Source organism: Isoptericola sp. NPDC055881, from assembly GCF_053615895.1.
In genome coordinates, this window is sequence record NZ_JBSHCR010000006.1 from 1 (window position 1) to 20,024 (window position 20,024).

The 20,024-nt window shown below is 70.0% G+C and carries 23 protein-coding genes; 8 read left to right on the forward strand and 15 right to left on the reverse strand.

Annotated features, from left to right (window positions below; genetic code table 11):
• Window positions 1-71: 71 nt before the first annotated feature.
• Window positions 72-533, reverse strand: a complete 462-nt coding sequence (locus ACWGKI_RS03040; RefSeq protein WP_452184579.1) for an RDD family protein — start codon at window positions 531-533, stop codon at window positions 72-74.
• Between the two features lie 190 nt (window positions 534-723).
• Here ACWGKI_RS03040 and glnA point away from each other — a divergent pair, with 190 nt between their 5' ends.
• Window positions 724-2,148: a type I glutamate--ammonia ligase gene (glnA, locus tag ACWGKI_RS03045; protein WP_380241031.1), complete on the forward strand. Its 1,425-nt coding sequence runs from the start codon at window positions 724-726 to the stop codon at window positions 2,146-2,148.
• A gap of 319 nt (window positions 2,149-2,467) precedes the next feature.
• Here the strand turns inward: glnA and ACWGKI_RS03050 are convergent, their stop codons facing one another.
• The 12 genes from ACWGKI_RS03050 to ACWGKI_RS03105 form a co-directional block, all read right to left on the reverse strand.
• Window positions 2,468-2,818 (reverse strand): hypothetical protein, encoded by a 351-nt coding sequence (locus ACWGKI_RS03050; RefSeq protein WP_452184581.1) that lies wholly within the window; start codon window positions 2,816-2,818, stop codon window positions 2,468-2,470.
• Window positions 2,815-3,138, reverse strand: a complete 324-nt coding sequence (locus tag ACWGKI_RS03055) for a hypothetical protein (RefSeq protein ID WP_452184583.1) — start codon at window positions 3,136-3,138, stop codon at window positions 2,815-2,817. The genes ACWGKI_RS03050 and ACWGKI_RS03055 overlap by 4 nt, the downstream gene beginning before the upstream one ends.
• Before the next feature lie 2 nt (window positions 3,139-3,140).
• Window positions 3,141-4,019: a phage major capsid protein gene (locus ACWGKI_RS03060; RefSeq protein ID WP_452184585.1), complete on the reverse strand. Its 879-nt coding sequence runs from the start codon at window positions 4,017-4,019 to the stop codon at window positions 3,141-3,143.
• A gap of 98 nt (window positions 4,020-4,117) precedes the next feature.
• Window positions 4,118-4,303 carry a hypothetical protein gene (locus tag ACWGKI_RS03065; RefSeq protein ID WP_452184587.1) on the reverse strand — a complete coding sequence of 62 codons (186 nt, stop codon included), beginning with the start codon at window positions 4,301-4,303 and terminating at the stop codon, window positions 4,118-4,120.
• A 2-nt stretch (window positions 4,304-4,305) separates the two neighbouring features.
• Window positions 4,306-4,467, reverse strand: a complete 162-nt coding sequence (locus ACWGKI_RS03070) for a hypothetical protein (protein WP_452184588.1) — start codon at window positions 4,465-4,467, stop codon at window positions 4,306-4,308.
• 13 nt (window positions 4,468-4,480) lie between these two features.
• Window positions 4,481-4,936: a hypothetical protein gene (locus ACWGKI_RS03075; protein WP_452184590.1), complete on the reverse strand. Its 456-nt coding sequence runs from the start codon at window positions 4,934-4,936 to the stop codon at window positions 4,481-4,483.
• Entirely contained in the window at window positions 4,927-5,538 is a 612-nt protein-coding gene (locus ACWGKI_RS03080; protein WP_452184592.1) for a hypothetical protein, read from the reverse strand. The genes ACWGKI_RS03075 and ACWGKI_RS03080 overlap by 10 nt, the downstream gene beginning before the upstream one ends.
• Window positions 5,535-6,857: a phage portal protein gene (locus ACWGKI_RS03085; RefSeq protein ID WP_452184594.1), complete on the reverse strand. Its 1,323-nt coding sequence runs from the start codon at window positions 6,855-6,857 to the stop codon at window positions 5,535-5,537. Before ACWGKI_RS03085 ends, ACWGKI_RS03080 begins: the two co-directional genes overlap by 4 nt.
• A gap of 2 nt (window positions 6,858-6,859) precedes the next feature.
• Window positions 6,860-8,332, reverse strand: a complete 1,473-nt coding sequence (locus ACWGKI_RS03090) for a terminase large subunit domain-containing protein (RefSeq protein ID WP_452184596.1) — start codon at window positions 8,330-8,332, stop codon at window positions 6,860-6,862.
• A gap of 391 nt (window positions 8,333-8,723) precedes the next feature.
• Window positions 8,724-8,900 carry a hypothetical protein gene (locus ACWGKI_RS03095; protein ID WP_452184598.1) on the reverse strand — a complete coding sequence of 59 codons (177 nt, stop codon included), beginning with the start codon at window positions 8,898-8,900 and terminating at the stop codon, window positions 8,724-8,726.
• Window positions 8,897-10,048, reverse strand: coding sequence for a hypothetical protein (locus ACWGKI_RS03100; protein ID WP_452184600.1), 1,152 nt, complete (start codon window positions 10,046-10,048; stop codon window positions 8,897-8,899). Before ACWGKI_RS03100 ends, ACWGKI_RS03095 begins: the two co-directional genes overlap by 4 nt.
• Window positions 10,049-10,240: 192 nt before the next feature.
• Entirely contained in the window at window positions 10,241-10,441 is a 201-nt protein-coding gene (locus tag ACWGKI_RS03105; RefSeq protein ID WP_452184602.1) for a helix-turn-helix transcriptional regulator, read from the reverse strand.
• A gap of 98 nt (window positions 10,442-10,539) precedes the next feature.
• Here ACWGKI_RS03105 and ACWGKI_RS03110 point away from each other — a divergent pair, with 98 nt between their 5' ends.
• Both ACWGKI_RS03110 and ACWGKI_RS03115 read left to right on the forward strand, forming a co-directional pair.
• Window positions 10,540-11,142 (forward strand): hypothetical protein, encoded by a 603-nt coding sequence (locus tag ACWGKI_RS03110; RefSeq protein WP_452184604.1) that lies wholly within the window; start codon window positions 10,540-10,542, stop codon window positions 11,140-11,142.
• A gap of 52 nt (window positions 11,143-11,194) precedes the next feature.
• Window positions 11,195-12,292 (forward strand): tyrosine-type recombinase/integrase, encoded by a 1,098-nt coding sequence (locus ACWGKI_RS03115; protein ID WP_452184606.1) that lies wholly within the window; start codon window positions 11,195-11,197, stop codon window positions 12,290-12,292.
• A gap of 1,493 nt (window positions 12,293-13,785) precedes the next feature.
• Here the strand turns inward: ACWGKI_RS03115 and ACWGKI_RS03120 are convergent.
• The gene (locus ACWGKI_RS03120) at window positions 13,786-14,877 is read right to left on the reverse strand and encodes a type I restriction endonuclease (protein ID WP_452184727.1); all 1,092 of its coding nucleotides are present in this window, start codon (window positions 14,875-14,877) and stop codon (window positions 13,786-13,788) included.
• A gap of 742 nt (window positions 14,878-15,619) precedes the next feature.
• Between ACWGKI_RS03120 and ACWGKI_RS03125 the strand changes: the two genes are divergently transcribed.
• A complete protein-coding gene (locus ACWGKI_RS03125; RefSeq protein ID WP_452184608.1) occupies window positions 15,620-16,126 on the forward strand; it encodes a hypothetical protein in 507 nt (168 codons plus the stop codon).
• Here ACWGKI_RS03125 and ACWGKI_RS03130 read toward each other — a convergent pair.
• The gene (locus ACWGKI_RS03130) at window positions 16,113-16,406 is read right to left on the reverse strand and encodes a hypothetical protein (protein WP_380241056.1); all 294 of its coding nucleotides are present in this window, start codon (window positions 16,404-16,406) and stop codon (window positions 16,113-16,115) included. The genes ACWGKI_RS03125 and ACWGKI_RS03130 overlap by 14 nt on opposite strands.
• Before the next feature lie 153 nt (window positions 16,407-16,559).
• Between ACWGKI_RS03130 and ACWGKI_RS03135 the strand changes: the two genes are divergently transcribed.
• Genes ACWGKI_RS03135 through ACWGKI_RS03150 form a run of 4 tightly spaced genes read left to right on the forward strand, consistent with a single transcriptional unit; the run spans window position 16,560 to window position 20,023 of the window.
• Entirely contained in the window at window positions 16,560-17,474 is a 915-nt protein-coding gene (locus ACWGKI_RS03135; protein ID WP_380241058.1) for an ABC transporter ATP-binding protein, read from the forward strand.
• Window positions 17,461-18,363, forward strand: coding sequence for an ABC transporter permease (locus ACWGKI_RS03140; protein ID WP_452184610.1), 903 nt, complete (start codon window positions 17,461-17,463; stop codon window positions 18,361-18,363). The genes ACWGKI_RS03135 and ACWGKI_RS03140 overlap by 14 nt, the downstream gene beginning before the upstream one ends.
• Window positions 18,363-19,313: an ABC transporter ATP-binding protein gene (locus tag ACWGKI_RS03145; protein ID WP_380241063.1), complete on the forward strand. Its 951-nt coding sequence runs from the start codon at window positions 18,363-18,365 to the stop codon at window positions 19,311-19,313. Before ACWGKI_RS03140 ends, ACWGKI_RS03145 begins: the two co-directional genes overlap by 1 nt.
• On the forward strand, window positions 19,310-20,023 hold the full coding sequence (locus ACWGKI_RS03150; protein ID WP_452184613.1) for an ABC transporter permease: 714 nt from the start codon (window positions 19,310-19,312) through the stop codon (window positions 20,021-20,023). Before ACWGKI_RS03145 ends, ACWGKI_RS03150 begins: the two co-directional genes overlap by 4 nt.
• Window position 20,024 lies beyond the last annotated feature (1 nt).

A 20,024-nucleotide genomic window follows, 5' to 3' on the forward strand; every position in this document is an offset into this window, starting at 1 on the left:
GCCGGGGCCGCCCCGCGCGACCCGGCCCGACGTCTTTCCTCAGCGCGGGTCGTGGGGGCCGGCGGCGGGCCTCAGCGCCGGACGAGGACCGTGCCGGCGGCGCGGTCGTGCAGGCCGCGGCCGTCGCGGTCCCACACGACGGCGGGGATGACGAGGCACAGCAGCACCGTGCGGACCGCGCCGCGGGCGAACCCGGGCGCCATCCCCTGCGGCGCACCGGGCACGCGCACCTGCATGCCCAGCAGGCGATGACCGATGGTGAACCCGACGGTGCCGACCAGGAGGACGTTCTCCAGCGCGAACACCAGCAGGGTGGCCCACGAGTTCAGCTCGGCGAACGACGCCGGCGTCGTCACCAGGTACGCGATGAGCGTCGCCACCGCCCAGTCGACGACGAGCGCCACGACGCGGCGGCCGAGCCGGGCCTGGGACCCGGGACCGGACTCCGGCAGTCCCAGCCGCCCTGCCGCGTCCGGCGCGTCGTCCCGCCGTCCGCCCTCGAGCCACGACCCCATGTCCTCCCGCGATGCCATGGCTCAAGGCTACGCGGCGGCCCGGAGGCGTCCCCCGTAACCTGTTCGAAACAAAAGCGCCATGCCGGAGAAACGCCGCCGCCATACCGTCGTGGACGCCGAGCGGCGAGCGTGAGCTGGCCGCGCCCCATCCTTCGGAACCGTCCGGCGGCACCATGCGGACGGCACCATCCACGCAAGGAGCGCATGCATGTTCACGAACGCCGAGGAGGCCATCGCCTTCACCCGTCGCGAGGGGGTGGAGTTCATCGACGTCCGGTTCATCGACCTGCCGGGCGTGATGCAGCACTTCAACATCCCCGTGGAGCAGTTCTCGGAGGACTCCTTCACCGAGGGCCTCATGTTCGACGGGTCGTCGATCCGCGGCTTCCAGGCGATCCACGAGTCGGACATGAAGCTGGTCCCGGACGTCACGACGGCGTACCTGGACCCGTTCCGCAAGCGCAAGACGCTCATCGTGAACTTCTCGATCGTCGACCCGTTCACGGACGAGCCGTACGCCCGTGACCCGCGCACGATCGCCGCGAAGGCGGAGGCGTACCTCAAGTCGACCGGCATCGCGGACACGGCGTTCTTCGCCCCCGAGGCCGAGTTCTACATCTTCGACGACGTCCGGTTCTCGACGAACCAGCACGAGAGCTACTACCACCTCGACTCGGTCGAGGCGGCGTGGAACACGGGTCGCGAGGAGGAGGGCGGCAACCTCGGGTACAAGACCCGGTACAAGGGCGGCTACTTCCCCGTCTCCCCCAACGACCAGTTCGCCGACCTGCGCGACGAGATGTGCGCGGTCCTGGCCGAGGTCGGCCTCGACGTCGAGCGCGCGCACCACGAGGTGGGCACCGCCGGCCAGCAGGAGATCAACTACCGGTTCAACACGCTGCTGCACTCGGCCGACGACCTGATGAAGTTCAAGTACGTCATCAAGAACGTCGCCTGGCAGCACGGCAAGACCGTCACCTTCATGCCGAAGCCGATCTTCGGCGACAACGGCTCGGGCATGCACTCCCACCAGTCCCTGTGGCTGAACGGCGAGCCGCTGTTCTACGACGAGAAGGGCTACGGCGGCCTGTCCGACACGGCCCGCTGGTACATCGGCGGCCTGCTCAAGCACGCGCCGTCGCTGCTCGCCTTCACCAACCCGTCGGTGAACTCCTACCGCCGCCTGGTGCCGGGCTACGAGGCCCCCGTCAACCTGGTGTACTCGGCCCGCAACCGTTCCGCGTGCATCCGCATCCCCGTCACCGGCTCGTCGCCGAAGGCGAAGCGCGTCGAGTTCCGCGTGCCGGACCCGACGGCCAACCCGTACCTCGCGTTCGCGGCCCAGCTGCTCGCGGGCATCGACGGCATCAAGAACCGCATCGAGCCGCCGGCGCCCATCGACAAGGACCTGTACGAGCTGCCCCCCGAGGAGCACGCGCAGATCGCCCAGGTCCCCGCGTCCCTCGAGGAGGCTCTCGACAACCTCGAGCGCGACCACGAGTTCCTCACGCAGGGCGACGTCTTCTCCGAGGACCTCATCGCCACCTGGATCGACTACAAGCGCGCCAACGAGATCGACCCGATCCGTCTGCGCCCGCACCCGCACGAGTTCGAGCTCTACTACGACATCTGAGAATCGGTAGAACGGCTGCCTCCGGCAGGTTCGGACTAGTTCCGGAAACATAGCCTGACCTGGCCGTTCACCTTCCGGAAGTCACCGGGCACCAGGCGCTCGAAGTTGGCTGCCATGTGTACCGGATGTGTACCGAGGCCCCGTCACCCTTCATGGGCGGCGGGGCCTCGGTGTTGTAGCGGTTCCCGGTTCCCGACCCTTAGGTGGGAACCGGGAACCGCTGTGCGCGCTGGCCGGGTCACCGGGTGACAAGGATCGCCCTGACCGACCATCGATCCCGCAGCCCCGGAAAGGACCAGGGCGGGGTGACGTTGACGCGCTATCCCCCTGCTCTGGCCAGGGGGACGGTCAGGTGGTGCAGGCGGGCACCGCGGTAGGCCGGGACGGCTGTCCCGCTCGCGCCGTAGTCGGTGCCGTGGAGCTGGAAGATGTCGCCCTCCTGGTGCTCGTAGACGTCCCCGGTCGTGGTCTCGCGGGGGTCCAGGATGAGGCGGAACTCCCGCACGAGGACGAGGGAGCCGCCGAGGTCGGACAGGCCGGTGGTGCCCTGGGTGGGCTGGCACCGGAAGGTGCCTACCGGGGTCTCCGGGTAGTACACGTCGCCGGTGTCGGGGTCCGTGACGGGAGTGTCGCTGCGACGGACGATCGTGACCCGGTCCTTGAGCATCATGCGGTGCGCCTGCGGTACAGGTGCAGGATCGCCAGCTCGGGCAGCGTGAAGCCGTTGAGCACCGCGGGCGTCTCCGAGTAGTCGCCGGCCTGGAACCGCTGGGCCTGCTCCGGGTTGACCACGAGACGGGCGCACGCGGACTTGATGACGTGCCCCAGGTCGACGTTGGGGTCTCCGAGCTCGTCGAAGCCGTTGCCGCGCACGTAGGCCCGCACGAACGCGGTCACGACGGGCAGGTGCTCGCCGGCCAGGGCGACGACGGTGGTGTCCTCGCCCTGGCCGACGTAGGCCGCGACCTGCTCGGCCGTGGGAGCAGCCACGGTCAGCTCGCGGTGACCGGGATCTCGACGACGGCGTCCTCGTTGAGCGGGGCGACGTCGTAGCGGGCGACCACACGGAGGGCCTGCTGGTCATAGTCCGCGTAGCGCTCGGTGAGCACCTTCACGGACGGGGCCAGGTCGCGGGCCACGGCCACCTGGGAGAAGTCCGCCAGGATGATGGACTCCCCGTTGGTCTCGTCGGCCAGGTGCGGGGTGATGATGACCGGAGCGCCCAGGAGGCGGAACACGCCGTCGGCGGTGGGGTCGGGCTGCAGCTGGTAGCGCTGCTGGCCGTCCTTGACCTTGCGCAGGCTCGAGAACGTGGCCGGCGTCATGGCCCACCGCAGGGTGGTCATGTTGACGTTGGCCGCCAGGGCGAGCGCCCAGGCGTCGTGCAGGTCGTCCAGGGTGACCGCGCCGGCGGTGGCCGCGGTGGTCTGCCCGGCGTAGGCGCGGATGCCCTTGGGTTCGGTGCCGGACGCGCCGGTCGAGGCCGACCAGAACACGCGGTCGAGCGTGGTGGCGACGTCGGTCACGAGACGGTCCCGTAGGGCCGCGTCGAGGGCCACGACGGACTGGCGGGCCAGCTCGTTGCTGTAGCGCGTGATGGTCTTCACGGACTTGAGCGTCGAGGGCAGGAGCTCGATCTCGTCGAACGTGGGCGAGACCTCCCCGATCTGGGCGTTCTCCGCGACGAACGCGGGGGCCGTGGGGCCGCCGAGCTTCGGGACGCGCACGGGGCGTCCGGGGGTGTCGAAGATGCGCGGGCCGGCGGCCAGGAACGTGGACGCGGCCTCGAGCGGCTTCACGAGGATGGACTGCACCTGCTCGGTGGTGAGCTCCGGTGCGGTGGTGGTGTCGACTGCCATGGTGGTCTCCAAGCGTGAGGTGGGATGGTTCCCGCCTGGTCGCCTGGACCACGAGCGAAGGGGTCGGGCACCTGGCCCGACCCCTTCACCATACCCCTAGGGGGTGTCCCTCACCACTCTTGCGAGTTCTGGTTCCAGCGCTTGTCCTCGTCCCAGAAGCCCCATTTCGAGGTGGGCGGCTCGAGGCCCTCAACGCGCGCATGCCAGTGGTTGTGGCTCTGGAGAAGCGAACGCTTCACCGTTGCGTGGCAGCGTCCGCAGTCGAGCAGACCGCTCGGGTCGTTGTCGCCGGCCACGGCTAGTCAGCCACCGAGACGCGGTAGACGCGAGCCGTCGGCATCGCGAGCACCTTGGTGCGGTCGGGTGCGGTGAAGACAACGAAGGACCCTTCCTCGTTGTAGTCGGCCGCCTCGACCTCGACACGCTCAGAGAAGCCGTCGTTCACGACGAACTTGGTCATCGGACACCCCTTCCTAGTTCGCCCCGGCCCGGAGCAGACCGGCGAGGCTCACGCCGCCAGCGTCGCCCGATGCGCCCTGTCCGACGTCTCCGGTGACCCTACGGCTGGCCAGGTGGGGCTTGCGAGACAGGAGGTCGGAAATCGCCCGCTCGAGCGCCTCGGGGTCGTCCAGGTGGGCCTCGTTGAACGGCAGGTCGCTCGGGTCCGCGAGACGGCCCGTGGCGGCCACGAGGGCGTCGTGGAGCCTGCCGGCCAGGGCGTCACGGTCCTTGACCTTCACGCGGGCGTCGGCGGCCTCCTTGCGGAGCTTGACGACGTACTCGCGGGGGAAGGTCTCCGCGTCGTCCTCGGGCTCCTGGGCGTCGTCCTGGGGCTCGGTGGGGGCCTGAGGGGTCTCGTCGGGGGTGACGTCCTCGGCGGGCTCCTGGGGCTCGAGCTCGGGGGTCTGGGTCTGCTCGGTCACGTCCATAGCGGGGCGTTCCTCCTTCGTGCGCTGCGGGCCGCCTCGTTGGCGTTCCGCTCGGTCTGGTGGTTCCACGTCGCCTCGTCGACGACGGGGATCTGGGTGCAGGTGCAGCCCTTGTGCCGGGGCATCGGGTGGTCGTCCCGGAAGACGCGACCCTCGCGCCACCACCACGTGCACAGCTGGCACGGGTTGCCGTCCAGCCCGCGACGCCAGCCGCTCACCTGGGGTGCCTGCCGGATCGCTTCGGAGTAGCCGCGGGTGGCGGCCTCGAGGGGCTCCACCCGCCCCAGGCGGGCGACCCGCTCGGGTGTGACGCCGTCGATCGACAGGAGGGTCCGGGCGGCCTTGTCGAGCCGGGCCGGCGTCGACGGGTGGACGGTCAGCCCGTGGGCCGCGACCGGGGTCCGCAGCGTGACCATGAGCGTGGCGGCCAGGGACAGGTCCGCCAGGCTCACCGCGGCCGCGTTGGCCCCGGCCACGACGTTGGCCATGAGCTGCACGGCCTCGTCGGTCGTGAGCTCGCCCGCCTGCCACGCCTCGAAGATCCGCACGACGGCATCCTCGGAGCGCCAGGCGAGTGCCTCGAGCTCGGCCGTGTAGGTCACTGGACCACCCGTGCCAGGTCGATGCCGGCGACGTCGAGCGTGTCCCCACGCCGGGCGGTGCGCACCCGCTCCACCTGGGCCGGGCTCAGTCCCATGGTGTCCTCGAGCACGACCGACAGTGGCACGCCGATGCCCACGAGCTTGGCCGCCGCGTCGGCGGCCTGGGCCGGGGTGCGGGTCTCCGGGCTGGCCCACACGGGCTCGACGTCCAGGGTCGTGGGGTCGACCCCGTCGCGCACAGCCACCACGAGCCGGGCGACGTCGGCCCACGCGGTGCCGAACGTGCGGTGCAGCGCGTAGGCGCGGGACACCAGCGACGCCTCCGCCGAGCGGATCGCGTCCGCGCTGGCGGGCTGGTCGCCATTCAGGCCCAGGTAGTGCGGCGGGAGACCGGTCAGGGCTCCGATCTGCTGGGTGATGAGCGCGGCGGCGTCGGTGTACCCGTTCAGCCCGGCTGCCTTGAACTCCCCGAACTTGGTCTCCGGGGCCTCCGACTGCCAGATGTCGTCCATCGCCACGCTGAACGGCTTGACCGGGTTGCCCTGGTCGTCCTCCACGATCTCGAGGCCGGTCGCCCAGCGCCGCGGGCGGGCATAGTGCTCGGAGGTGACCATCATGTCGGCCACGAGCTTGTTGAGCGCGTCGGTCAGGTCGAGCACGTCGGCCATCTCCGAGACGCCGTCGACGTCCAGCAGCCGGCCGCGGTTCACGATCGGGACCACGGGCACGACGCCCAGCGGGTTGGGGATCGTCTCCACGAGCTCCCAGCCGGTGGCCGGCATCGCGGACGGGTCGGCCTGCCCCTCGGAGCGGAACCGCTGGATCGCCTCGGGGCCGTAGAGCACCGCGTGACCGCGCGTGCCGTCGGTCCACCGCTTGAGCGCGGCCGTGACCTCACGGGTCGCCGGGTCGCGCAGGACGGCCACCTGACGCGGGGACTCGACCGTGACGACGGGGCGGCCCGCCTTGTCGGCCCACACGATGACGAACGACCTGCCGTAGACCAGGGCGTCGGTGTGCGCCTGGGCCGATGCGTCCTCGAGGCCGCCACGCCGCCAGATGCGCCACAGGTCCGCGTCGGGCTCGGAGTCGGGGCCGTCGAGCCGGAAGCCGGTCAGCCGCAGCCGCTCGGCCAGGGACTCCACCGCCAGCCGGGGGAAGTTCACGGCCAGCGCCCGCAGCCGCTCCCCCAGCGCCTCGCGCGCCTCGGGGGCCAGGAACGCGGCGGGCTGCTGGCCGTGCCAGTACCCGTCCAGGCGGACCAGGGCCGGGTAGGTGGTGTCGAGCTTGTCGGAGAGCTGCTTGAGGGTCTCGTTCACGGTTACCTCCGGAAGGCGACGGCGCGCCTCTTGCTGGGTCGGTTGGTGTGCCAGGTCGCTCGGTCGAGCGCCACGATCGCCGCGACCGCGGCGTCGATCTTGCGCGGGGAGCCCCGCTTGTCCTTGCTGACGAGGTCGCCCATGGGCGTGCTCTTGGCGACGCAGTGGGCGACGTGGGACGCGAAGACGGGGTCGCCGTCGTGCGTCAGGGTCTTGGTCAGCACGGCCTGGTAGACGCGGTCGGTCGCCGGGGCCATGCGCGCCGCGTGCGCGGTGTTCCACTCCAGGACGCGCTTCTCGCCGTGCCGCTTGGCCCACGCCTCGATCTCCGAGCGCCAGCCCCACGGGTCCGCGGAGAGCTCGACGACGTCCCACCGCTCGAACGCGGCCAGGACGGCGTTGTCGACGTCGGAGCGCGGCACCCGCCAGCCACGGTCACCGGGGTTGGACCAGATGCCCACGACGAACAGGTGCGGATCCGGGCCGACCGTGCAGCCGACCAGCGCCGTGGAGTCCCCCGACGCCGAGCCGTCGAACGCCAGCGCCACCTTGGTCCCGTCCGGCACCTCGAGCTCCGCGGCCGCGCACGCATCCCACGCGCCCCACGGGAGCCACGTCTCCGACTGCCCCGTCCACTGCCCCAGCTGGTAGCGCCGGAACGCAGGCTCCCTCGTGGTGCGGCGGGTGGCCCGCATCGCGTCGACGAACTTGAAGTCGCCCAGCGCCGGGTTCGCGACCTTCCACGCCGCCTCGTCGTCCAGCGCGCACCCGTCCGGGGCCGCGTACTCCTTGAAGAAGAACGACGGGTCGTCACCCTTGCGGCCGTGCTCCACGAGCTTCCACATGATGCTCTCGGGCGTCTCCGCCGGCGTGGAGATCGCCAGGGTCAGGGACGTGGCCCGCTTGCCGGCCGCGGACGTCACGGCCTCCCACACGTCCTCGGTCACCACGTGCAGCTCGTCGACGATCATGAGCGACGGGTCCCAGCCCTGTAGCGCGTCTACGGCCGCCGGCAGGGGCCGCAGCTCGGAACCGGTGTTCGGGACCACGATCCGGTCCCGGTAGATCTGCACCTGCTCGGCCAGCCGGTCGTCCAGCTCGATCATGCGCTGGGCCGCCTTGAACACGTGCCCCGCCTGCCGCTCGTCGGAGGCGACCACGAGCACCTGGGCCGACTCGACGTCGTCCGCGAACAGCCCGTAGACGCCCAGCACCGCGGCCAGGGCCGTCTTGCCGTTGCCGCGCGGGATGCTCAGCAGACCCTGACGCGGCCGCAGCCCACGAGCCGGGTACAGGCCCCGGATGATGTCCGTCTGCCACTTCCGCAGCCGGAACGGCTCCTTGGCCCCGACACCCTTCGGCACCCGCAGGTACTCCGCCGCGAACGCCTCGATCCGCCGCCAGTCCAGCGGCTCCGGAAGGTCGTCGAACGCCAGCGCCTCGGCCGTCACCGGGGCCTTGGGACCCGCCTTCACGACCCACCGCCAGGGTGAGACCCGGAGTGAGACGCGAAGTCTGCCTTACCCCAGGGGTCCTTAGACCTACCCGTGGGGGGTACCTCCCCTGGTCGTGCTCGGCCTCGCTTGGCATTACAGGATCTACAGACGACGTCGATGTCAGCGAGGCGGATGGGCAGGCCGGCGTTGTACCTCTCCCAGGCCATGCCGGAGTGGTCGCCGGTGAGGTCCTCGGTGGTCCCGCAGTCGGTGCAGAACGGCTGCAGGCGTCGTGCTCGCTGGGAGAGCTTGGACCAGTTGGCGTTGTAGCCGCGCTTGGTGGCTGACCGCTTGGGTCGTGCTGGCAGCTGGTGCTGGTCGCAGCGGGAGCCGTCGGACGGCTCACCGCACACGAGGCATGAGGTCATGGTCACGACGCGCTCCCCTCTGCCTTCATGCGCCGGTAATGCGGGCAGGTGTCGTCGTGCCTCACGAGCATGTAGACCAGGCCGGGCACGTCGGCGTCGGGCTTGAGCTCGGTGTCCGCGTCGCAGTCGGGGCACGCGCCGCTCGAGGGGATATATGCCGCGAAGAGGTCGCCGGTCATGCCGCCACCTCGCAGGTCGGGTGCGTGTCGCCGGCGGCCGGGTCCATCGGCTCGCGGCACACGGGGCAGGTGGAGCGGTCGAGGCGGCGGAACTCTCGCAGGGCGTCGGCCGCCCGCTGCCTCCGCCACGTCATGCGCTGGGCAACGTCCGTGACTGACGATGGGGGCGGGTCCATCTGCCGCAGCTCCGCGACGTCGTCCATCACGTTGGACTCGGCAGGCTCGGACCCGGTCGGTGCGCTGACGGTGTACCGGCTGTCAGGGTGCAGACGGAACATGGCGGCCAACGGCTCGTTGTTCCCGGTCGCAGAGGGCCGGTAGGCCCGGAGGCCCCCGTGACGATCCTTGGCGATCGTGACGCGCGCGGAGCCGCCCTGTCCCTTCACGAACTGGTCGACGACGGCGACGCGAAGACTCACGCCGCCAAAGGAGCGCTTCTTGGCCGCGGTGCCGGTCGCACCCATGGCGCGGGAGTCGGTGTTCTTGGCGAGGTGGTCGATCACGATGACGGCCGCGCCGGAGCGGGCCAGCGGGACCAGGGTCGCGGTGTTGACCTTGGTGTAGTCGTCCGGGGAGTTGGACGACGCTCCGAAGAGCGGCAGGAGCTCGCCCAGGGAGTCGACGACGATGACGTGCGCTCGCCAGCTGGCGAGGTCCGAGACGATCGCCAGCAGATGCCACCTGTCCTCGGGCTCGGCGTACCGGAACCGGGCAGGGTCCGCGAGCGCCTCCTTGGACGCGCCCAGGTCGACCAGGCGGGAGACGGTGGCCGCCATGCCGTTGTGGTCCAGGTCGACGACGGCCGCTCGACGTCCTGCCGCGAGCTCGGAGGCGACGGCCGCGAGGCAGAGCCACGTCTTGCCACTCTCCGGGTCCCCGAACACGTGGTTCACCTGGCCCGTGTAGAAGAGCGCGACGTCGTCAGAGCACGCGAGCACGGCCGGCTCAGGTGGCGCAGGGATGCCACCCGCCAGGAGGGCCGCGACGTCTCCGTAGAGCGGGCGTCCGGCGTCCGGTTCCGGGTTCCTACCTAGGGGTGCGGAACCGGGAACCGCTGCCAGTTCCGTGGTTCCCGACTGGTTCCGGGAACCGGGAACCTCGGCGTCGTAGGTGTCGGCCGCGAAGTAGTCCGGTGCCTCCGTCGTCACGCTGCCTCCGTCGTGTCGTCTCGGACTTCTCCGAGGATTCGCGCCCCGCTACCCATGAGCCGGAGCGTCATCTGAGCTGTCTCGTGGGCCGCTGCCCACACGGCCTCGTACTCGCCCTCTGCTTGGCGTCGCCCCAGCTCGATGCCGGCCATCAGGCCCGCCTCGTATGCCAGGAGCTCCGCCTCGGACATCTCAGGCGGACGCCTTCCGCGCGGCGTCGGTGAACATCTGGTCCAGGGCCTTCTCGACGTCAGCTCGACGCCAGACCCGTCGGCGGCCAAGCTTGACGCTCAGCGCCCCGATCCCCTCGCCGCGGTATACCCAGTCCGTCAGCGTCGCCTCCGACACGCGGAGCATCTCCGCCACCTCTGCCTTGAACATGAGCTCGGACATCCTGACTCCCCTCCGTAGTGCTGGATGACTACGTTTCAGACTCTTCCCGAACCAGTCCGTAGTTGTCAAGCACTCCGGAATGGAGCACCATGGGGTCCATGACCGAGAACGAAGCAACCGGAACCAGCCAGCAGTTCGCGGAGGGTCTCTTCGTCGAGTCGCTGCGTCGGGCGCTCGACGCTGGCAACGGACCGCACGCCGGGCTGACCCAGAACTCGCTGGCCAACGCCATGCGCGCCCGAGGACACAAGTTCCACCAGGCGACGATCTTCAAGATCCTGAAGGGCGATCGGAAGATCACGCTTGGGGAAGCGCTCGACATCGCGTCGATCCTTCAGACGACGGTCGAGAAGATGCTTCAACCAGGAGACCCGGTTGTTCAGCGGGTCGTCCGGGAAGTGGAGAACGTCGACGCAGCCGCCGGCGCAATGGAGCGCTGGCTAGATCAGACCCGCGTCAGCCAGCGAGGCCTTCATGAGGCGATGGCTCAGCTTCACAGCGAGATCCGCAACCTCACGCCCAAGGATGTACTCAACCGCGCTGCCCACTATCAGGCGTGGACACCGTGGCTCTTCTGGGTCAGGAGTGACATCGGCCCCGTTGAGAAGGAGTACCTGGTCAGCGCACTAGCAAAGTGGGTACGTGCAGACTCGCTTCACGAGGAAAGAGACGAGGATGCCGTCACCAGAGACCTACGTTGACCCTCGCAATGGGCGGACGCGCTACCGGGCGCGCTACAGGGACCCCGAGGGCGTGCAGCGCTCCAAGACATTCGATCGGAAGCGCGACGCCCAGGAGTTCCTCGACGACGTCACGGTGTCCGTGCGTCGTGGCGCGTACCTGGCACCGGACGCCGGCCGCGAGACGTTCAAGGCGCACGCGGAGGCATGGCTGGCGATACAGACGTTCAACGCCTCAACGCGCGAGGCCGTGACGCAGCGGCTCACGAAGCACGTCTACCCCGTCCTCGGGTCCAAGCAGCTCCGGCAGATCAAGCCCTCGACGATCAAGGCATGGCTGGCCGGGTTGAAGGTCTCGCCGTCGTACGCCCGGACGATCCACGCCAACGTGTCGTCGATCCTCGCGGCCGCCGTGGAGGACGAGAAGGTCGCCAAGAACGCCGCCAGGACGAAGTCGTCCCGACCAGGGAAGGTTCAGCGCCGGAAGGTCGTGCCGTGGACCGCTGCCCAGGTCGGTGCCGCCCGCGGTGCCATGGCGGAGCGCTACCGGGTCCTCGTCACGCTCGGCGCGGGCCTGGGGCTGCGACAGGGCGAACTCTTCGGCCTCTCCCCCGACGACGTCGACTTCCTCCGCGGCGAGGTGCACGTTCGACGCCAGGTGAAGGTCCTTGCCGGAAACCGCCGCGTGTACGCCCTGCCGAAGGGCGAGAAGGTCCGGGACGTGCCGCTGCCACCGTCAGTGCGCGAGGCGCTGGCACTGCACCTGGCCGCGTTCCCCGCCGTGGACGTCACGCTGCCGTGGAACGGTGCCGGCGGACCTGATGGGGAGCCGGCGACCGTGGCTCTGGTGGTGACCTCGAGGGAGCATGGGGCGTTGAACCGGAACCACTTCAACGGGTACCACTGGAAGGCGGCGGCGGATGCCGCGCAGCTCGAGGACGGCCAGGACACCGGGATGCATAGCCTCAGGCACTTCTACGCCTCGGTGCTGCTCGACGCCGGCGAGTCGATCAAGGTGGTTGCCGAGCACCTGGGGCACTCCGACCCAGGCTTCACGCTGCGGACTTACACGCATCTCATGCCGAGCGCGAGCGACCGGACACGGAACGCCGTGGACGCCGCGCTGGCACGTGTACCGGATGTGTACCCGGAGGCCGCCACGACGCCGTGACCTGGGGAAGCGCCCAGACCTACGACATCTAGATTTCGCGATTCCGGGACCTGCGGCGATGCGTCGAAGTGCCCGTGACCTCCAGAAACGTCCCGCACCGGTTCGCACCGGTGCGGGACGTTTCCCGTTGGCTGAGTAAATCACGAGCACATCGATGCGCGGTGTCGGAGGGGGCTTCAGGCCGCCTCCCACCACCCTCGCCGCCCATGCCAGCGCCTCGACGGGCGCGCGGGCCTGCTCGGGGGTGAGGCGCAGCGCGACGACGGCGTCGACGTCGAGTTGGACGGTGGGCGGTATGGCCGGCCCCGCCTTGGCGACGGCCCCTTCGCAGGCCTCAAGACGGCCGACCGTGAAGCGGCGCCGATGGACGGCGGGCAGGCCAGCACGCTGTAGTACCCGTCGGCGTCGGTGCACCAGGGCTAGCAGGTGATGGGCGCGAGGTCCGCGACCGCGTCCACTTCCTCGAAGGTCGACTCGGTGCCGTGACCGGCCTATGCCCTGGTCCAGGAACCGCCAGTCGCGAGCATCCGGGCAGCTGGCGAGTGCGCAGATGAACAGCTCGCGCTTCTCGCATGCGTTGCGGACGACGTCGAATTACGGATCATGGCGGCATCAGAGGCAGGCGGGAAGCCTTAACACCGGTCCCATGGTGTCGTCCGGGACGCCGTTCGTGCCATGACGTCGTTGACGATGCGCTGGGTGTCTCGATCGAGCACCATTCGATCCCTCCAGCGTCCACCTCGACTGGAGACGGTCCCTCCTGCCCTGGATGTGGGTGAATTTCGCTCGGGCAACGCAATCAGCCTCCCCCGACGCTCGCCGGTTCGCGTGCCCACGCGCCCGCATCGGGGGTACTTTCCAGGGCATGGCCAACGATGCCCAGTGCCGCCAGTGCGGCGCCCCGGTTCGGCTCGTTCCGATCCGACAGCCCTCCCTGGCGAACAACGCCACCCACTCCACCGAACCCGTGCGGCGGTGCACCAACCGCCAGTGCATCTCGAACTCGTCTGAGCGATCGCTCGCCGGCGACGAGCCGTAGACCAGGGCGGAGCCTGCGATAGGTCAGCGCCCCGGCGAGGCAGGCATGCCCTCACGTGTTGTGTCGCACGTGGGTCGCGGGCAGGGTGCGGCGCCCCAAGACAACGTCGAGGCGCCCAGACCTAGGCCCAGATCCTGGCCGACGACGCAGACGACGACTGCATAACCATCGAAGCCCGCAAGACATACCGTGAGCTCGACGCGTTGGGACTCGAGCGAACACCGCTGGCACCGCGCCCGCACGCACGCCGCGCGCGGGCGCCAGTCGGCACCATGGCTGGCCGCGCCCACCGTGGCGAGCCACATACCTCAGGGCACGACCACGGCCCCGGTCTCGGCATCTGATCTGACACCCGCCCGCCACGGGCACGCCACCCGAGTCGATCCTGCGACCCGGATTAGCCCAGCGACGAGCCGTGTTCGCAGATGCACGAACCGGCTAACGGCAAGGACCGTCAGAGGTAGTGGTGCACGGTCTTCCGGATGTGCGCGGCGTGCTCGTAGATCTCGTCGAGCGAGTTGATCGGGTGACGCGTCTCGACCTTGCCCTCGTCGAAGAGCCCGAGATACTTCTGACCGGTGTTGAAGTGCAGGCGGGCGATCGGCTTGCGGTTGTTGTCGTCGAGCAGGATGCCCATATAGCTCTTCGTGTCGCGGTGGATAATTCGCACCGGCGTCACCTCGCTGCAGGCAATGGCGCGCACGATCTGGTATCCCTCAACCTCCTCGAGGGTGGTCTCGATGCCGCGGTCGTCGGCGGCCTTGGCCTCGGCGACGCTCTCTACGGCGGCCTCGGTCCCCGTCAAGGGCGCGGTCGCGTCGGTGTAGGTCTGGCCCCCGAGCGCTGCCTTGAGTCGGTCGTTGACTTGGTCGGCGAGGAACTGCTTCATCGCCTTGGCGACCAGGACGCGGAACTGCTCCTTGACCCTCTGGGTGAACGACCCGTCGTAGACCTGGTTCGTCAGGGCCTTGATCCACTCGTCGTCCGGTTCGCGGAACTGGGCGGCCAAGGCGCGCTTGAGCGCGCCGATGTACTTGAGCTCCTCGGCTGCGCTGACGATCGAGTCGAGGTCGAAGGCGTCCTTGGTGAGCTTCTGCACCTCCGGGATGAGCATCTCGTCCAGGTCGAGCAGGTCCAGCTGGAGGAACGGCTTCTCGTCCATCCGGTTGGGCTTGTCGAGATCGGTGAAGAAGTGAAAGTGCTGCCCGTTGGTCAGGATCGCGATGCGTGCGTTTGTCGTCGCGAAGTAGCGGAACAGCTGCGAGGCATGGTTCAGGCTGAGCGGGGATCCGACGGCCTTCGCCTCGATGAGCATCTGCAGCTCGCCATCCTTGACGATGGCGTAGTCGATCTTCTCGCCCTTCTTCGTCCCGACGTCAGCGGTGAACTCCGGGATCACCTCGCTGGGGTTAAACACGTCGTACCCCAGGACCAGCGAGATGAAGGGCATGACGAACGCGTTCTTCGTCGCTTCCTCTGTGCCGATGGACGCCTTCTGCTGCTCGACCTTCGTCGCCAACGACGCCAGCCGTTCGCCGATCTCCACGTTGATACACACCCCTTGCTCCGGACATCTTTGCCCGGAGCATAGTAGCCTCAACATCGTTGAAACAGGGTCTTCGGGCGCCACAGCGGGTGATTTAGTTCCAGGGTGGCCGCCCGGTCGGCGCTGCCAGAGGTCGTTCACTCGCACATTGGCTACTCGTCGCTACCGGCCGCCGACTCGTCGATCTCGTCGTACGACGACGGCTTGATCCGCTCGCGGTCGAAGCGCCCACGCGGACGCCGATCCGGACGCCGATCCGGTTCAACGGGCGCGGACGGCGCCCGATGCCGAGGATGTAGCGCACGTCAGGCCGTCCGCCAGGATCGGTTTGGTGCCGGTTGGGGCGGTTCGACGCGGCCGCCGGCCAGGTCACGTTCCGGGAGTCCGCGGGCCACGGGGCTCGCCGCCCAGACCTTCGATACCTCCGCCTACGCCGCCGTGGAGCTGCGGCCGCAAGTCTGCGCCATCCCGACGCTCCGCGACAGAGCGAGTAAACGAACGGACCGGGATGCCATCGCCGCCCCGGGCCAGTTGAGGGCGAAACGCGCTACCCCCTCGGCGGCGACTCCCGCAGGTTCGACGCGAACGCCGTGAGCAGTCCTTGCCGCGATCGCCCGGCCGCCTGCGCCCACCGAGGCACGACGGGTGAAGCCCATCGTCAAGGCCCTTCGCGCTCGCCACGAACCGGATACTGTGCGCAGCACACATGGGGCAAACGGCTCCGGTGGGAAGGAGGCGACGAGTGACGTTCGACAGCGAGGACGCGATCAAGGAGGAGCTCGGCCTCGACTCGTGGCGCAACCTCTCCAAGGACAAGGTGATGCGCTTCGCGGCGATGATGCCCGACATGGACACCGAGGTCGCCGTTCGGGTCATCGAGCAGTTCCCGCAGTTCAAAGCGTTCGCGCTCGACGCATTGAGCGTGCTGGAGAGGGAGCACGAGTCCTCTCTCAAGGCCAACACGCACAGTCAGGAAGCGGTCCACCAAGCGTTCCAGGACACGCGCGACATCATCAGAGGTCAGCTCGACAAGGGTGACCCCACTCCGGAGGAGCGTCGCCACCTCATCGAGTGCCTCATGGAGATCGCCAAGCTCGAGTCGGCCATGGACACTGAGAACAAGAAGTTCATCGACGGGCTCCTCGGCAAGGTGCTGACAGGTGTCGGCTTTGCCACGGCCGCAGCAGTCCTTGTGCTCGGAGGCAGGTATATCGCCGAACAAAAAGACGGACCCGTCAACGGCGCGTGACCGCGCCGGCCCACAGCCACACGAAGCCCTCACGGCCGTGGCCGTCCACATAGCGCACGTGCACCTGGCTGTCCGTCCACGCGGTCGCCTCGCCGTCGACGAGCTGCTCGCCGGACTGACGTGACGTGATCCACGCCCGCACGGGGATGCCGCGGTCCGGCCGCGTGACGTGCGCACCCTGGCGGGACTTGCCCGGCGCGCCCTCGGCCGCGTCGCGCAGCGGCACGCGGTCGACCGCACCCGACGGCCGCCCGCTCGGCCGCCCCTCCCTCTGTCCCACGCCACAAGGATAGCCGGGTCTCGAACATGCGTTCGAACAATGGCCGGTGGCGCACCCGAGCCGCCCGCGGACGTGAGGGTTCACCCTGAATTCCCCCTGAACGGCGGCGTCGAGGGGTTCCCGCGGCTGACCTGCGGGGCTACGGTCGGGCTCGTGCCAGTCATCACCACCGATGAGCTCACCAAGCGGTACCCGCGGGTCACGGCGCTCGACCGGCTGTCGATCGAGGTCGGGGACGGCGTCACCGGCCTCGTCGGCGCCAACGGGGCGGGCAAGTCGACACTGATCAAGATCCTCCTGGGCCTCGCCGCGCCGACGTCCGGCACGGCGACCGTCCTCGGGCACGACATCCGCGCAGACGGCGCCGCGCTCCGCTCGCGGGTCGGGTACATGCCCGAGCACGACTGCCTGCCGAGCGACGTGTCGGCCACCGAGATCGTGGTCCACCTCGCCCGCGTGTCAGGGCTCCCCGCGGACGCAGCCCGCGAGCGCGCGGCGGACACGCTGCGGCACGTCGGGCTGTACGAGGAGCGCTATCGCCCGGTCGGCGGGTACTCCACCGGGATGAAGCAGCGCGTGAAGCTCGCGCAGGCCCTGGTGCACGACCCGGACGTCGTCTTCCTCGACGAGCCCACCAACGGCCTCGACCCGGCCGGCCGCGACGAGATGCTCGACCTGGTCCGCCGCATCTACGACGAGTTCGGCATCTCCGTGCTCGTGACCTCGCACCTGCTCGGCGAGCTCGAACGCATCTGCGATCACGTGGTCGTGGTCGATGCGGGCGTGCTGCTGCGCTCGTCCACCGTCGCCGACTTCACCCGCGCCAGCGCGCAGCTCGCCGTCGAGGTGACCGCGGACGCCGACGACGCGGCGGCGGCGCTGACGGCCGCCGGGCTACGGGTCTCGCGCGAGGGCGCGCTGCTCCTCGTCGGGCTTGACGGCGACGCGACCTACGACGTGGTCCGTGACGTCGTCGCGGACCACGGGTACGGGCTGGTCCGGCTGACGCCGCGCCGCCACCACATCTCCGAGGTGTTCGACCAGGAGGTTGACGATGCCGCCGTCTGACCCGCCCGCCGGCGTCATCCATGACATCGGCTACCGCGAGTACCAGGGCCCGCGGCTCGGCCGACGCGGGATCACCCTCGGGCTCTACAGCCACACGCTGCGGGGCGTCTTCGGTCTGGGCCGCGCGCCGCGGTCGAAGGTCGTGCCCATGGGCCTGGTCACCCTGATGCTGCTGCCGGCCGTGATCATCGCCGTCGTCACCGTGGTCCTGGCCGGCCAGGGAGCGATCACCGGCCCGGTGCTGCCGTACACGCGATACGCGATGGTGACGCAGGCCGCCGTCGCCATCTTCCTTGCCGTGGCCGCGCCGCAGGCCGTGTCCCTCGACCTGCGGTTCCACACCCTGCCGCTGTACCTTGCGCGGCCGCTGGAACGGGTGGACTACGCACGCGCGAAGCTCTCGGCGGTCGCGACGGCGGTCTTCCTCCTCCTCGCGGCGCCGCTGCTGGTCATGTACCTCGGCGCGCTCGCCGCGGGCTTCGACGCCGGCCGGCAGACGGTCGACCTGCTCGAGGCGCTGGTCGGCGCCCTCCTGTTCGCGGCGATCCTCTCCGGCGTCGCGGTCCTCATCGCGTCGTGGACGGCGCGCCGCGGGTTCGGCGTGGCCGCCATCGTCACCGTCCTCGCTCTCACCTACGCCGTCGTCACCAGCCTCCAGGCCCTGGTGGCGTTCGACGCCGACGACCCGGCCACCGCCGGGTGGATCGGCCTGTTCTCGCCGATGACGCTCGTGGACGGCGTCCAGGTCTGGGCGTTCGGCGCCGAGCCGTCGTCCCCGGCCGGGCCGTCCGGCGGCGCCGCCGGCGTCGTCTTCCTCGCGGTCACCCTCGGGGTGATCGCGCTCTGCTACGCGGCGGTCGCCGCCCGATACCAGAGGGTGCGGCTCTGATGGCCACGCTGCGGATCGACGCCTGCTCCCGCTGGTTCGGCAACGTCGTCGCCGTCAACGACGTCACGATGTCGGTGGGCCCGGGCATCACCGGACTGCTCGGGCCCAACGGCGCCGGCAAGTCCACACTGATCCACATGCTCGGCGGCTTCCTGCCGCCGTCGGCCGGATCAGTGACGCTCGACGGGGTGCCCACCTGGAAGAACCAGGAGATCTACCGCGCCCTCGGGATCGTCACCGAGCGGGAGGCGACGTACGACTTCCTCACGGGCCACCAGGTCGTGCGCGCGAGCGCCGAGCTGCAGGGCCTGCCCGACCCGGGCGCGGCGACCGACCGTGCCCTCGTCACCGTCGACATGGCGGACGCCCAGGACCGCAAGGTGGGCGAGTACTCCAAAGGCATGAAGCAGCGCGTGAAGATGGCCGCCGCGCTGGTGCACGACCCGGCCGTGCTGCTCCTGGACGAGCCGTTCAACGGCATGGACCCCCGGCAACGCCTGCACCTCATCGGGCTGCTGCGCACCATGGGCGACGAGGGCCGCACCGTGCTGTTCAGCTCGCACATCCTCGAGGAGGTCGAGCAGCTGGCGCACCAGATCGAGGTCGTCGTCTCGGGCCGCCACGCGGCGTCCGGCGACTACCGCGAGATCCGCCGGCTCATGACCGACCGGCCCCACCGCTACACCATCTCCTCGAGCGACGACCGTACGCTCGCCTCCGCCCTGGTGGCCGACGGCTCGACCGCCGGGGTCAGCCTCGACGGCGGCGGGCTGCGGGTGCAGGCGAGCGAGTTCCTGCGGTTCGCCGCGCTCCTGCCCCGCGTCGCGCGCGACGCCGGTGTCCGCCTGTACGAGGTCGCTCCCGCCGACGAGTCGCTGGAGAGCGTGTTCTCCTACCTCGTGGACAGCTCGTCCCGCACCACCTCGACTGCACGGAGGGACCCGTCGTGAACGGCACCGTCGTCCGCCTGACCGCCCGCGGGATGCTGGGCGGCCGGCGCGTGTGGCTGCTCGCGGCCCTCGCCCTGCTCATGGTCGGCATCGCCGTCCTCGCGCGCGTCCTGGTCCCCGTCACCGAGGCCCAGGCGGCGACCCTGCTCCAGGGCGTGACCTTCGGGACGTTCCTGCCGCTGTTCGGCCTCGTCGTCGGCACCGGCGCGATCGCCCCCGAGATCGACGACGGCTCGATCGTGCACCTGCTGGCGAAGCCGGTCTCCCGGCACACGATCGTCCAGAGCAAGCTCGCCGTGGCGCTCGGGGCGGTGCTCGCGTTCGCTGTGGTGCCGACCGTCGTCGCGACCTTCGTGCTCGGCCTCGGCCCGCGGGCCGCGCTCGCGTTCGGCCTGGGGGCGCTCGCTGCCGGCGCGGTGTACGCCGTGCTCTTCCTGCTCCTGTCGGTCCTCACCCGGCACGCGGTGATCATCGGCCTGGTGTACGCCCTGCTCTGGGAGAGCCTCGTGGGCAGCTTCGTACCCGGGGCGCGGAACCTCAGCGTGCAGCAGTGGGCCCTGTCGTTGACGGGGTCGATCGCACCACCCGGCCTGGTCGCGTCCGACGTCGGCACCGGCCTCGCGCTCGCCCTCGTGGTCGGCGGGTTCGCCGCCGCGACCTGGTACGCCGGGCACCGTCTCCGGCTGCTCACCCTCGCGTCCGCCGAATGAC

Bases quoted from the DNA above. Each gene is read 5' to 3' on its own strand.
- glnA (WP_380241031.1), top strand. From the start codon at position 724: ATGTTCACGAACGCCGAGGAGGCCATCGCCTTCACCCGTCGCGAGGGG.
- ACWGKI_RS03105 (WP_452184602.1), bottom strand. From the start codon at position 10,441: ATGTCCGAGCTCATGTTCAAGGCAGAGGTGGCGGAGATGCTCCGCGTG.
- ACWGKI_RS03070 (WP_452184588.1), bottom strand. From the start codon at position 4,467: ATGACCAAGTTCGTCGTGAACGACGGCTTCTCTGAGCGTGTCGAGGTC.
- ACWGKI_RS03075 (WP_452184590.1), bottom strand. From the start codon at position 4,936: ATGGACGTGACCGAGCAGACCCAGACCCCCGAGCTCGAGCCCCAGGAG.
- ACWGKI_RS03110 (WP_452184604.1), top strand. From the start codon at position 10,540: ATGACCGAGAACGAAGCAACCGGAACCAGCCAGCAGTTCGCGGAGGGT.
- ACWGKI_RS03040 (WP_452184579.1), bottom strand. From the start codon at position 533: ATGGCATCGCGGGAGGACATGGGGTCGTGGCTCGAGGGCGGACGGCGG.
- ACWGKI_RS03145 (WP_380241063.1), top strand. From the start codon at position 18,363: ATGGCCACGCTGCGGATCGACGCCTGCTCCCGCTGGTTCGGCAACGTC.
- ACWGKI_RS03140 (WP_452184610.1), top strand. From the start codon at position 17,461: ATGCCGCCGTCTGACCCGCCCGCCGGCGTCATCCATGACATCGGCTAC.
- ACWGKI_RS03050 (WP_452184581.1), bottom strand. From the start codon at position 2,818: ATGATGCTCAAGGACCGGGTCACGATCGTCCGTCGCAGCGACACTCCC.
- ACWGKI_RS03095 (WP_452184598.1), bottom strand. From the start codon at position 8,900: ATGACCGGCGACCTCTTCGCGGCATATATCCCCTCGAGCGGCGCGTGC.